At 32.5% G+C, this 14,139-nt stretch carries 13 protein-coding genes; all 13 read left to right on the forward strand.

Annotated features, from left to right (window positions below; genetic code table 11):
• The first annotated feature begins 54 nt into the window (after positions 1 to 54).
• Positions 55 to 1,443 carry a tRNA uridine-5-carboxymethylaminomethyl(34) synthesis GTPase MnmE gene (mnmE, locus tag Q4512_RS10650; protein WP_303424274.1) on the forward strand — a complete coding sequence of 463 codons (1,389 nt, stop codon included), beginning with the start codon at positions 55 to 57 and terminating at the stop codon, positions 1,441 to 1,443.
• A gap of 163 nt (positions 1,444 to 1,606) precedes the next feature.
• Entirely contained in the window at positions 1,607 to 2,026 is a 420-nt protein-coding gene (locus tag Q4512_RS10655; protein WP_245738299.1) for a helix-turn-helix domain-containing protein, read from the forward strand.
• 7 nt (positions 2,027 to 2,033) lie between these two features.
• Entirely contained in the window at positions 2,034 to 3,128 is a 1,095-nt protein-coding gene (locus tag Q4512_RS10660) for a site-specific integrase (RefSeq protein WP_303424278.1), read from the forward strand.
• On the forward strand, positions 3,128 to 4,075 hold the full coding sequence (locus Q4512_RS10665) for a DUF6617 family protein (protein ID WP_303424280.1): 948 nt from the start codon (positions 3,128 to 3,130) through the stop codon (positions 4,073 to 4,075). Before Q4512_RS10660 ends, Q4512_RS10665 begins: the two co-directional genes overlap by 1 nt.
• A gap of 156 nt (positions 4,076 to 4,231) precedes the next feature.
• Complete coding sequence (locus Q4512_RS10670) at positions 4,232 to 4,534, forward strand: helix-turn-helix domain-containing protein (RefSeq protein WP_215924633.1); 303 nt, start codon at positions 4,232 to 4,234, stop codon at positions 4,532 to 4,534.
• Positions 4,531 to 4,827, forward strand: a complete 297-nt coding sequence (locus tag Q4512_RS10675; protein ID WP_303424284.1) for a helix-turn-helix domain-containing protein — start codon at positions 4,531 to 4,533, stop codon at positions 4,825 to 4,827. The genes Q4512_RS10670 and Q4512_RS10675 overlap by 4 nt, the downstream gene beginning before the upstream one ends.
• On the forward strand, positions 4,814 to 5,722 hold the full coding sequence (locus Q4512_RS10680; RefSeq protein WP_215924632.1) for a BT4734/BF3469 family protein: 909 nt from the start codon (positions 4,814 to 4,816) through the stop codon (positions 5,720 to 5,722). The genes Q4512_RS10675 and Q4512_RS10680 overlap by 14 nt, the downstream gene beginning before the upstream one ends.
• On the forward strand, positions 5,719 to 7,470 hold the full coding sequence (locus tag Q4512_RS10685) for a DUF3987 domain-containing protein (RefSeq protein ID WP_303424286.1): 1,752 nt from the start codon (positions 5,719 to 5,721) through the stop codon (positions 7,468 to 7,470). Before Q4512_RS10680 ends, Q4512_RS10685 begins: the two co-directional genes overlap by 4 nt.
• Before the next feature lie 155 nt (positions 7,471 to 7,625).
• A complete protein-coding gene (locus tag Q4512_RS10690) occupies positions 7,626 to 7,931 on the forward strand; it encodes a helix-turn-helix domain-containing protein (RefSeq protein ID WP_157362171.1) in 306 nt (101 codons plus the stop codon).
• Positions 7,932 to 11,090, forward strand: a complete 3,159-nt coding sequence (locus Q4512_RS10695) for an Eco57I restriction-modification methylase domain-containing protein (RefSeq protein WP_303424290.1) — start codon at positions 7,932 to 7,934, stop codon at positions 11,088 to 11,090.
• 3 nt (positions 11,091 to 11,093) lie between these two features.
• A complete protein-coding gene (locus Q4512_RS10700; protein ID WP_303424291.1) occupies positions 11,094 to 11,417 on the forward strand; it encodes a hypothetical protein in 324 nt (107 codons plus the stop codon).
• 31 nt (positions 11,418 to 11,448) lie between these two features.
• Positions 11,449 to 13,560: a Piwi domain-containing protein gene (locus tag Q4512_RS10705; RefSeq protein ID WP_303424293.1), complete on the forward strand. Its 2,112-nt coding sequence runs from the start codon at positions 11,449 to 11,451 to the stop codon at positions 13,558 to 13,560.
• Between the two features lie 126 nt (positions 13,561 to 13,686).
• Positions 13,687 to 14,019: a hypothetical protein gene (locus Q4512_RS10710; protein WP_226696410.1), complete on the forward strand. Its 333-nt coding sequence runs from the start codon at positions 13,687 to 13,689 to the stop codon at positions 14,017 to 14,019.
• Positions 14,020 to 14,139 lie beyond the last annotated feature (120 nt).

Below are 14,139 nucleotides of genomic sequence, written 5' to 3' on the forward strand. Positions count from 1 at the left end.
TTTTCAAAATGTAAATATGTTAGTTATATTTTAACAATTGCTTACTTTTGCAACATGATATTAAAGGATACCATTATTGCTTTAGCAACACCTTCTGGAGCTGGAGCTATTGCTGTTATTAGACTTTCAGGACCAGAAGCTATAAGTATTTGTTCTAATTTTTTTAAATCGATTCACAATAAAGATTTAAGTAAGCAAAAGACACATACGATTCATTTAGGTCATATTATAGAAGGGACTAAAATACTTGATGAAGTTTTAGTTTCTGTCTTTAAGAACCCAAATTCGTATACTGGAGAAAATGTAATAGAAATATCCTGTCATGGATCTATATTCATTCAGCAAGAAATTATACAACTATTTTTACGAAATGGTTGCAGAATGGCTAATGCTGGAGAATTTACGCTACGTGCATTTTTAAACGCAAAACTCGATTTAAGTCAAGCCGAAGCTGTAGCCGATTTAATTGCGAGTGATAATGAAGCATCACATCAAATTGCTATGCAACAGATGCGTGGTGGTTTTTCTTCTGAAATTGCTAAACTAAGAGAAGAACTTTTAAATTTTGCATCTTTAATTGAGTTAGAATTAGATTTTGCCGAGGAAGATGTAGAATTTGCAGATAGAACACAATTTAAAGCATTAGTAGATAGAATTGTTTTTGTGTTAAAACGTTTGATAGACAGTTTTGCAGTTGGTAATGTTATTAAAAACGGAATTCCTGTAGCCATTGTTGGCGAACCCAATGTTGGGAAATCGACATTGCTTAATGCCTTATTAAATGAAGAGCGCGCCATTGTAAGTGAAATTGCAGGAACTACAAGAGATACTATTGAAGATGAAATTGTTATAGGAGGAATAGGTTTTCGTTTTATCGATACTGCAGGAATTCGTGAAACTAAAGATGTTGTTGAAAGTATTGGTATTAAAAAAACTTTTGAAAAGATAGATCAAGCTCAAGTTGTTGTGTATTTGTTTGATGCAGAAAAGTTTAAAACAAATAGTGAAAAATTTATTGTTGAAATAGAAAAAATAAAAAACAAATACCCTTTAAAACCATTAGTAGTAATAGCTAATAAAGTCGACAAGCTTTTAGAAAATGAAGTAGAAGCATTACAGATTTCTATTGATAATCTTCATTTATTATCTGCAAAATCTGGAGTAGGAGTAGATGCTTTAAAAGAAAAACTACTAGGTTTTGTAAATACAGGAGCTTTGCGTAATAACGAAACTATTGTAACTAATTCTAGGCATTATGATGCTTTAATAAAAGCTTTTGAAGAAGTTACAAAAGTAAAATATGGTTTAGATTCTGGTTTGTCTGGAGACCTTTTAGCAATAGATATTAGACAAGCATTATTTCACTTTGGGGAAATTACAGGTGAAATTACAAGCGATGATTTACTTGGTAATATTTTTGCTAATTTTTGTATTGGGAAGTAACTTACTTTCTTTTATTTGTTAATCCCTTGTTATTGTTGGCTTTATAGTGTTTTGTCTTCTTTTATTTGTTGTTTATTTGCTCTTTTTTGATTAAATTTGTTGTATATCTGTTGCCTGAAATATAGAATTGTTGCCCATTTCTGTTGGCTAAGATATTGGCGAAATGATGCACCATAACGCACCACGTTGCACCATTACGCTACATAACGCACCATTTATGAGCAGTAATTTATTCATTCCTAAAACTTGTAAGCATTGCGGTAATGCATTTACAGCACGTACAACAGTTACTAAATACTGTGGCGATACTTGTGCAAAAAGAGCTTATAAGGCACGCAAACGTCAAGAAAAAATTCAAGCTACTCTTACTGAAGATATGCAACAGCAAAAACAAGTTGTTGAAGTTCGCAATCCTAATGCTGTAAATAACAAAGATTTTTTAAGCGTAACAGAAGCCTCACAACTGATTGGCGTGAGTAGATGGACCATTCAAAGAATGATTCAACAAGGACGTTTAAAAGCAGTTCCTTTTGGTAGAAAGCGTATTGTGGCCAGATGGCAAATAGAAAACCTTTTTAATTAATTCCATTATGAAAGTAACATTAAGACAACGCAAGAAGAACGACAAAATAAGTCTGTATTTAGATTACTATCATAAAGGCAAACGTAAAACAGAATACTTACGCTTATACCTTACACCTAATCCTAAAACCAAAACTGAAAGAGAGGTTAATAAGAAAACCAAACAATTGGCTGAAACTATATGTGCACAGCGACAAATAGAAATTCAAAATGGTATTTATGGCTTTCAAGATATTGAAAAGCTAAAAGGTAGTTTTATTACTTATATCACAGCTTTAGCAGAAAAGAAAAATACAAGCTCTGGCAATTATGGTAATTGGAATAGTATGCTAAAACATTTAAAAAAGTTTTGTCCAACAGATGTTAGTTTTCAAGATATAGACAAATCGTTTGTTGAGCGTTTCAAAGAGTATTTAGATAAAGAAGCAATAGGTAGAGCAGGTAAGCAATTGTCTCAAAATTCAAAATATTCGTATTATGGTAAATTTTCAGCGGCATTAAAACAAGCGGTCAAGGATGGCATATTAAAAGTAAATCCTGCAAATGGTGTAGAGTATTTTAAACAAGGCGAACCTCAACGAGAATTTTTAACGCTTGATGAATTACAAAAGGCAGTTAATACAGAATGTGAACTGCCTATTTTAAAGAATGCTTTTATTTTTTCAGCTTTAACTGGATTACGTTGGTCAGATATTGAGAAGTTAATATGGTCAGAAATCCAGCACTCAAAAGAAATGGGATATTATATCCGATTTAGACAAAAGAAAACTAAAGGTGTCGCAACCTTACCAATATCAGACCAAGCAAGAAATCTATTAGGAGAAAAAGGTAATCCAGACGATAAAGTATTTGATGGCTTACATTATAGTGCCTGGTCTAATTTAAAATTACAACAATGGATGATGAAAGCAGGTATTACTAAAACTATTACGTTTCATTGTGCGCGTCATACCTACGCTACCTTACAATTAACTTTGGGTACAGACATATATACTGTATCAAAATTATTAGGTCATAAAGAGTTACGCACTACACAGATATATGCCAAAGTAATTGACGATAAAAAGAAAGAAGCTGCTAACCGTATTCAACTGGATTTATAATGAAAGGAAGTATATTTTCAAGTTTGGTTTCTATAACCAATGGCTTACATAGAGATAATAGACAGGAAAAGGATTTTAAATACTTATTGTCTGATTTTAAATTGAACCAAAAAGCTAATAACGCAGTTTTTAAAGTAACCTTTAAAAAGCCTTTAAATGCCAAAAAAGAATACTATCAAAAGCTAATATTTAATGAAACAGAAAATACAGTAGCATCATTTGCGAAGGAATTTCCGAAAAATGCAACTACACCAGAAAATAAATACAGCTATACCATTCTACTTAATAAATTTGATAAGTACTTAAATGACATTTCAACTTATATCAATAAAAGAGGAATAACAACAGATTTAAATAATGATGACAATTATATCATAAACAACCTAAAAGTGTCTGTTATGAGGTTGTATGCTGAACTACAAGAGCAATTCGGACAGTTTTCGGAAAATACAAAATTCTCTATTTCTGAAATTGCAGAAAAATATTTTAATGATGAAACTTTTGATGTTAGCTTATTAGAAAAGAACACCACTAAAAAAGTTGCTGCTAAAACAAAATCAAAAGCTAAAGCAAAACCCAAGACTTCTTTTGGATATAAAAGTAATGACACCTCAACCTTGCTAACTGTACTTAAACAAGTAAATCTAAAAATCGATTTGTTAGATAACCGCACAACTGTTGAACAGTTGCACCAACTGTTATTAACAAAAGATTTTGCAAATACAGAATCGCAAATTTATCTTCAGTGCGAAACTACACAGTTTAGTTACCTTGTAACAAAACTAAAGCCATTTTTTAATGGTTTCAATCCTACGGCAATAGAACGTTCTGAAAAATTTGTTACTAAAACAGGTACGCTATTAAAAGCGAATAATCTTCACAAAAACAAAGTTCACAACCCAAAAGAAAAGGAAGAAATAGATAAAATCATCCAACAACTGCAATAAAAAACAGTAAGAATAGTAAGAAATCTTACTGTTGTCTTACCCTTGTTTTACACTCTTACTAAAAACGGGAAGCCAATTTTCAACCTTTGTCCTGTTCTTGAAAACCAAGAATGACATTTGGCCAGATGTCCTCATTTATTTAAAACAAAATAAACGATGGACACAAATATCATCGAAAAGTTAGACCGCATTGAAAAACTCTTGTTAGAGCAACAAGCAATGCAAAAGCAAGTATTAAACTTTAATGAAACTTGCAAGTATTTAGAATTATCCCAATCGCACTTGTATAAACTTACAAGTACGGGAACCATTCCACATTATAAACCGAATGGTAAAAAGATTTATTTCCAACGAGAAGAGTTAGACCATTGGTTACTACGTAACCGTATGGACTCAAGAGACGAAATCGAACAGCAAGCTGCCGATTACCTAATTAAGAAAGGAGCGGTGAAGTTATGACTGAAATAATCGATTTACTCTTAACGCTCTCGCAAGATGTTAAGCACTTAAAAGCACGTATCGAATTGTTGCGACAATCGAGAGCAGAAGTATTAAAAGATACGTGGATAGACAATCAAGATGTATTGCAGACCTTACATATAAGTAAGCGAACGCTACAAACTTTAAGAACCAATGGCACTTTGCCTTACAGCAAAGTAAAAGGTAAATTTTACTATAAAGTTGCTGACATAGAGCAGTTGCTTCAAGACAACTACTACAACCATAATTTCAAGCAAGATGGAAATAAGTAGAGAAGCAATTTTAGACAAAACACATTATGGTTTAAAAATCTATGCCTATGTGTTGAGACAGTATTATCCTAATCAAACAGTCCTTTCTGTAAAAGGAAGGGACTGTGGGATAACTCGAAACCCTTTTAATGGTGGTAAAGAAACCTTACGGATTCATATTGATGGTATTATAGCAACACATAGAGATACAGAATTAGAAGCCTTTAAAGGTGATGTATTCGATTTTGCACAATATCATTTTAGAATAACCGATGAAGAAGATTTGTACCAGAAGATAAATCAAGAGCTACATCTAAATTTAGAAGTCAAGGAAAAAGACGAATTGGAATGGCTTAATGAACCAGACGATACGTGGTATGCCAACTGTAGCTTTTTTAAAGCACCTGTTCGCAATGTGTTTCCTTCGGAAACCTTGCGATTACATCAAGTATTTGCATTAATCACAAGTAATAAATACAAAAAGATTACTGAAGAATTAAGAGCAATTACCAATATAAAAGAAGCGCGTAAATTCAAAGCGAATCGCTTTGATTACGTAACACTTTCAGGAACATTTGAAAAACGAAGCGATAACAATTTGCTAAAGCATTCTAATTTATTAACCATTGATTTTGACCATTTAGAGAATCTACAAGAGTTAAGAACACAGCTCTTAAATGATGAATATTTTGAAACCGAAATGCTCTTTATTTCACCATCTGGTGATGGTTTAAAATGGATTATTAGAATAGATATTTCAGAAGTATCACATTCAGAATATTTCACAGCAGTAGCAAATTACATTAAACACAATTATAACATTGAGGTTGACCAGTCAGGTAAAGACGTTTCCAGAGCGTGTTTTTTACCATACGACCCAACGGCCTTTCTACATAAAAGACATCAAGCATTATGACTAAAATATTTAACCCAAAAGATTGGTTAGAAGTTCCTAAAGAGCCAACAAAACCAAAAAGCAACACAGCAACAACCAATGTTGTTGCAGTTGCTGATAACGACATTGAATCCTACATTTCAGCAATCGAGCAATCAGGTACAGACATAACAGGAAGTTATGCCACTTGGAGAGATTTAGGCTTTGCTTTAGCAGAAGAATACAGAGAAACAGGAAGAGATTATTTCCATCGTATAAGTAAAAATTATGCAGGTTACGATGCTAAAGAGTGTGATGCACAATTCGATAAATGCTTAAACGCAAAAGGACACGGAATTACAATTGCTACCTTTTATCACTATGCACATCAATCAGGTGTCAAACCGACTAAACTACAAAACAACAACGAAGTTGCAACAAAGGTTGCAACTGTAGTTGACACACCAAATGAATCTATGCCAACAATACCAGAAAAGGTATATGAGAATTTGCCACAGTTTTTACAACAAGTTGTAAACCCTGCTAATGGACAGGAAGAAAAAGACATTTTATTGTTAGGTGCATTAACAGCATTTAGTGCGTGTTTTCCTAAACTCTTCGGGATATATGACCAACGTAAAGTGTTTTGTAATTTATATCTATTTGTAACTGCACCTGCATCTGCAGGTAAAGGAAGGCTTAACCAAATTAAAAATTTGGTAGAGCCCGTTCACAAATTAAAACGAGAACAAGCCAAAGTATTAAAGCAGCAATTTCAATCAGAAACCGCTACTTACAATATGAACAAAGGCAAAGATGAAAACTTGGAAAAACCGAGTAAACCGCCAGAGCGGATGCTGTTCATTCCTGCTAACAATAGTGTAACAGGCGTATATCAATTAATTTCTGATAATAAAGGCAGAGGGTTAATTTTTGAAACCGAAGGCGATACATTAGCACAAGCCTTTAAAAGTGATTATGGTAATTATTCCGATGGTTTTCGTAAAGCCTTTCATCACGAAACTATAAGCTATTATCGCAGAACAGATAGAGAATATGTAGATATTGAAAAACCGTGTTTATCAACAGTATTGTCAGGTACACCTAAACAAGTGGCGACTCTAATACCCAACGCAGAAAATGGTTTGTTTAGTCGTTTTATGTTTTACTATATGAATATTAAACCAACTTGGAAAAACGTGTTTCAAAATAGCAATAAAGTAGGTTTAGATGATTACTATAACCAATTAGGTAGTGAGTTTTTAGAATTGTACAAAACGCTAAAAAACAATCCAGAGATTGAAATACGATTAACCACAACCCAACAACAGCAATTCAATACATTTTTTGAATCCTTACAAACCAAATACATCAACCTACAACCCGAAGAGTACATCGCAACAATAAGGCGGTTAGGCTTAATTGCGTTTAGGATAATGATGCTATTCACAGCATTCCGAATTATGGAAGATGGTGATGTAAACGCAACTAAAGAATGTGAGGATATAGATTTTGAAAATGCACTAACTATTATTTCAATTTTAGTAAAACACAGTAGTAAAGTATTTAATGATTTACCAATAGAGCAAAAAGCAACAAAACGTTCAAATAGAAAAGAACGCTTTTTAGAAAGTTTGCCAAAGCAATTTAGCAGACAAGAGTATTTAGATTTAGCCACAAAACAAAGCATCCCACACAAAACCGCAGAAGGCTATATTACCAAATTTGTTGATGCAGGTTTAATACATAGAGAAGCACACAACAACTATTCAAATCCTGCGAAAACATAGTTAAGGATTTTAAGGATTTAAGGATATGATTAAATGGACTTCCTCAAATCCTTAATATCCTCATTACCTGTTAATAACTGTTTATATCTTTTTATTTTCCTTTACTTACTTTTTCTTACATTAGACAAATATTGACAAGTCAAAATATCTCTAAAATGACATTTGGTAATTATATAAGGAAGTTAAGGGAAGAAAAGCAACTATTACTGCGTGAGGTTGCCTCTCAAATGAATATCGATACCGCCTTATTAAGTAAGATTGAACGTGGTACACGTATGGCCAGAAAGGAACAAGTAGAAGATTTAGCAAAGGCTTTAAACAAAAGTAAAAATGAGTTACTAAACTTTTGGATGGCTGATAAAATTGTCAATATGCTTAAAGATGAATCCAACATTACGGAAATCCTCAAAAAAGTAGAAGAAGAAATTAAGAACTTAACCAACAAAAAACAGCAGCTTTAAATGGCATTATTTCAAACATCAGTAATAAAAACATATCTGGCGCAACAAGATAATTCAGTAGTAGAGCGTGCCTATAAAAAATATACCAAGTATTTTCACAATGCTACCATTCAAGAGAATATTAAAAACTCTAAAGAAGAACAGTACCAGGCAAAGTTTCTGGATGAGCTGTTTGTCAATGTCTTGGGTTATACGCTAAATCCAAAGCCTGATTTTAATATCACTACCGAGTTTAAAAACCAAAAAGGCGCAGGTAAAGCAGATGGAGCTATTTTAAAGGAAACTAAAGCAATTGGCGTAATTGAACTAAAGGGAACCAATACCAAAGATTTAGAAAGCATCCGTAAACAGGCGTTCGATTATAAAGCCAATCAAAAAGGCTGTGTGTATGTTATTACGTCCAATTTTGAGAAGTTGAGGTTTTACATCAACGATGCTACCGAGTTTTTAGAGTTTAATCTCTTTCAGTTAGCGCCCGAAGAATTTGCTTTAATGTACCTATGCTTACAAAAGGATAACATTCTTAACAATCTACCGCTAACCATTAAAGAAGCGTCTTTAGTTGAAGAAGACAAGATTACCAAACAGTTTTACAACGACTATTCTGTATTTAAACGCGAACTCTTTAGAGACCTCGTAAAACGAAATGCCAAACGCCTTAAAACAGAAGCAACTAAAAACGTCACTTCGAGTGATTCACAAAGTGAATCGTATCGAGAAGTAGAAGAACTAAAAGCACTCGAAAAAAACGTAAAACTATCCCTATTCAAAAAATCACAGAAACTCATAGACCGTTTTCTGTTCATTTTCTTTGCCGAAGATAGAGACCTGTTACCACCAAATTCAACCATACAGATATTAGATAAGTGGAAAGCCGACATCGATTTTGGTGACGAACGCCCATTATATAATCTCTTTAAACAATACTTTCATTTCTTGGATGAAGGTAGAAAAGGCACAACCTCAAGAGCAGAAATCTATGCCTATAATGGCGGATTGTTTAAACCGGATGCCATTCTCGATAGTTTAGAGATTGATGATGATTTGCTGTACAAACACACTTATAAACTCGCTAAATACGATTTTAGCAGTCAAGTAGATGTTAACATTTTAGGTCACATCTTTGAAAACTCACTTAACGAAATAGAAAGCGTTAATGCCGAAATTGAAGGTGGCGAGTTCGATAAGCAAAAGAGCAAGCGTAAAAAAGATGGCGTGTTCTACACACCAAAATACATTACCAAATACATTGTAGAAAATACCGTTGGTAAACTTTGCCAAGAGAAAAAAGACCAATTAGGTTTTAAGGAAGAAGCCTATTTCGAGATAAAAAAGGGAACACATCAAAACACAAAAAAACAACTATTAGAGGTTTTAGATAATTACAGAGCGTGGTTACTGCAAATAACCATTTGCGACCCTGCTTGTGGCTCTGGAGCATTTTTAAACCAAGCGTTAGATTTTTTAATTAAAGAACACCGTTACATCGATGAGCTAAAAGCAAAAGTATTGGGTGGCGGCCTTATATTAAGCGATATAGAAAACACCATTTTAGAAAACAATATTTACGGTGTGGACCTTAATGAAGAATCCGTAGAAATAGCCAAACTATCGCTTTGGTTACGTACAGCGCAACCACGACGAAAACTCAACGATTTAAGCAACAACATTAAATGTGGTAACTCATTAATTGACAGCAAAACCGTAGCAGGAGATAAAGCCTTTAATTGGCAACAAGAATTTCCACAGATATTTGATAAAGGTGGTTTTGATGTAATTATTGGAAATCCGCCTTATGGAGCAGATTTATCCGTTCAACTTGATTATCTAAAAAACAAATATGTGTCTTTTTCACTTTCAGGTGAAAGCTATATTTTATTTGTTGAAAAGTCCATTCAATTAGTGAAATTAGATGGTAGGTTAGGTTTTATAATTCCTGATACGTATTTGAATTTAGGATTTTCTCAAAGTATCAGAAGTTATATTCTACATAATTCTGTAGTTGAAAACATTGTTCTCTTGCCTGCAAATGTCTTTGAGAGTGCAACTGTAGATACAACTAATCTGATTCTTAAAAGAAAAGAACCTAGTACATCTGCGTACATTAATGATGTTAAGATTAATCTTGTCAACAAGAAATCTAAAATGATAGAATTTGATTCCTTAAACAAGGAAATATATGTTAACACAAAACTTTGGGTTTCAGAAGATTCTTTTCTGATACAAAGTGATAAGGATGAACTAAAACTTTTATCAAAAATTGATAAGGCAACTTATAAAGTGGAGGACATAGCAGAAATGTTTTCTGGTATTAAAGCCTATGAAGTTGGTAAAGGTACGCCACGTCAAACAACTGAAATTCGTGATAAAAAACCATATACAGCAATATTAAAAAAGACCAAAGAATGGTTACCATTTTATGAAGGAAAACACGTAACAAGCTATGGTTTAAAATGGAATCAAAATTCTTATATAAGTTATGGGGAATGGTTAGCTGCCCCAAGAGACCCAAATCAGTTTTTGGGAGAAAAGATTTTAATACGAAAAATAATAGGAGCAAGACTTATAGCAACTTATATTCCAGAAACGTCATATTGTAATACGCTTTTATTTGTTTTAAAACTAAAAGATAAGGAGATAATAGATTATAAAACGTTATTAGGAATTTTGAACTCAAAATTAATTGCTTGGTATTTTCGTCATAAATTTCAAATAAGTGATGATGATACCTTTCCTCAAATAATGATTAGGGATATTTTAAAATTTCCATTAATTATTCCATCCAATAAAAATAACTTATTAAATGCTGTGACTAATATTTTGATGCTAAACGAGCAAATTTCTAAAGTGGTAAACAACTTTAAGAATTTTTTCATATCGACTTTTAAGTCAATATCCTTGTCAAAGAAACTCGATAACTGGCAAGAATTAGACTTTGCAGACTTTATAAAAGAACTCAACAAAGCCATTAAAAAAGCAGGTGGCACACCACTTACCAAAAAAGACGAGTTTGAGTGGTTAGAACTCTTTGAGGACAACAAGAAAAAAGCCCAAAAGTTACAAACCCAAATCACCCAAACAGAAAAAACAATTGATACGTTGGTGTACGACCTCTATGGTCTTACACAAGAAGAACGTAGCATTATAGAAAATAGTTAAGATATGGCAACAGAAGAAATAAAAGCAATGCGTTTAGAGGCATTCCTAAATAGAGCATACAAATTGGATAAAAGAATTAAAAGACCTTCAAAAGGAGAATACTATTCACTTACCAGAACAGAAGAAAAAGGAGACGACCAAAAAGAACTTAAAATTATACAAAAAAGAATAGAACAAGCTATTGAAGTGTTTTTTAAACAAGATATTGACTATAAAACAGAAGAAAGTTTAAAAATTTTAGGCTCTCTAAACGCACAATCAAATAACAGTAATGATATTAATTTAGTTATTGAAAAAGGATTAAAAATAACAGAGCAATTCAAATAGATTTTATGTAAAACTGAAAATTACAATACCAATGCAAGAACACCTCAAAACCAACATACTTAATTTTAAATGGCCTAATAGTGCGCCTACAATATTTTTATCGTTAGATGATATTGAAGGTAGTCATCCCATTCATAAATCTAAATTTTCAAGACAGATTAAAGAGGTGTTTCCAGACACAGACCTATCTAATACAGACCAAATATTTACAACATTTACAACAGAAACACCTAATGCACCAAAGATTAAGCTGAATTTAGTTGATGGTAGAGAATTGAGAATATATAAACAATACCTTAAATACCAATTAAGAAGCTATTTTCAATCAAAAGACTATATAGTAGTAAAAAACTTTGTTGGTGATGTACAAGTGTGGATGCCTTCTCTTAAAGGCAATACAGTACATTATAATTTGTATTACAAATTCTCATTTAAGATACAATTTGCAAAACTCACAGACTTACCAGAGTTAATTGTATCATACGATGGTACTTCAAAAGTCCTTACAACATCGGTTAAGGATATAGAGGATTCAGAGTTAATAAAACGTTGTGTATATGGTCAAAAAACGTTCAATTACCAAATGGACCTCGATACAGAGGAAAAACAAGAATTTTACAATGCCATTCAGTTTGACCAAGCATACCCAATTTTTAATTTGCCATTAGCACGAGCATTAGATATTCCTATTGAGGAACCTATAAGACCAATTAATAAATATCAAAAGTACGTAGCACTTATTAATAATTTTGCAACCAACTATTTGTTTAAAGAAGATTTTAAAGTCATATTTCCATTTAAAACTGATACGTTTATAGATGTGCCACTCAATCGTATCAACCATATCAACCCAAAAGTAGGTTTATTGGAATTTGGTAAAGACCAATACGGTAACAAGAAAACCCATTTAGTGCCTAAAAAGGCAATGAATATCCTAAACCCTTACAGACGTCCAAACAATCAAAATATCAAGATATTTTTCATTTGCCATACTTCTCATAAAGATTCGGTATTGTCTTTCTATCAAAATTTAAAGGAAGGTGTAAATACAGAAAAGAATTATTATAAAGGATTAGAAGCCTATGTGAACATTAAAGCATCATCATCCAAAGAACACTTCATTGAATTTACCAACGAAAACGACCCAATACCAGAAATAATTGAAAAGTTAGAGAGTTTAACCTTCGACCACGATAATGTGCTTTACGCAGCTTTTTATTTAAGTCCTTTCGATAAGTTCACACAAAATCCCGAAGACCGCGAAATCTATATTCAAATCAAAGAACTGTTTTTAAATGAAGGCATTGTTACACAAGTGGTAGATTATGAAAAAATGGTGGTCAATATCGAGAATCAATACAACTTCCAATTTTCATTGCAAAATATGGCGTTAGCTATTCACGCCAAATTAGGTGGCGCACCTTGGAAACTTGCAGTAACCGATAAAAAAGAATTAGTAATAGGTGTTGGTGCATTTACCAATCAAGGCGAAAACAGACGTTATATAGCAAGTGCCTTTAGTTTTCAAAACAATGGCTTATTTAGAAAGTTCGAATATTTTGACCAAAGCGAAACAGACCTATTGGCAGGAAGTATATGTAAAGCCATTAGAGATTTTACATCGGTTGCAGAAGCAGATAAAGTAGTCATTCACTTCTATAAGGAAATGAGTTACGAGGAACTAAAACCAATTATTAGAGGGATGCATACATTAGGGTTAAAAATTCCGCTCTACATTCTAAATATCAATAAAACAGAAGCAGAAGATATTATTGCTTACGACCTTAATTGGAACAAAAAGTTAATGCCTGTAAGTGGTACATACATACGTATTAGCGAAAATCAATTTTTGTTGTTTAATAATGCACGTTACCCTAATTCACAGCGGTATTCAGATACAGATGGTTATCCGTTCCCAATAAAAATTAAGGTAAGCAGTCCAGATGAAGATGCTTTTGAAGATGCAGATGTAGTGTTAGAATTATTAACACAAGTGTATCAGTTTAGCAGATTATATTGGAAATCGCTTCGACAACAAAATGTACCAATCACAATAAAATATCCAGAAATGGTAGCACAAATAGCACCACGTTTTAATAATGGCGTTCCAGACGATGCTAAAGATGCTCTATGGTTTTTGTAATTTACCAATCAATTTATTTGCAACACCATTGCATTCAATAATTTGTATATTTGTATAAATTATATGAAAATATTTGTTTCCATATCAATGTCTATTTTATTCTTTTTTCAAGGGATAAGCATAGATATGGACTTTTGTGGTCCAATTAAAGAAATTTCAAATGTAATTACCCATTATCAAGACCATAAAGTTTATGGAGACTCTTTCTTTGAATATGTAGTTGAAGATTACATTGAGAGCGATGCTAAAAATGAAGAGCATCATCATAACCCAGATAAGGAGAATACACCAGTCCATTCCCATAATCAATGTTGTCACCCTTTGGTATTAATTATTGCGAACAATAATTTGGCTTTAACCAATCGATTAAAGTTTGAAGAGAAAAAACAATATAATTTACATAAAGTAAACTTTACTTCCAGATATTTGGAATCACTTTTCCAGCCACCTAAAGTATAATTCAGTTTTTTAATGGATAGCTATATCCAATTTTGAGCCTAAAGGGTTCATTTCATTTCGTGTAATTCTATTTTCTTATATCAGAATTGTATCGAATAGTTTAACTGAATTAATACATTT

The sequence above is a fragment of the Oceanihabitans sp. 2_MG-2023 genome (genome assembly GCF_030547245.1).
Taxonomy (GTDB): Bacteria; Bacteroidota; Bacteroidia; order Flavobacteriales; family Flavobacteriaceae; genus Oceanihabitans.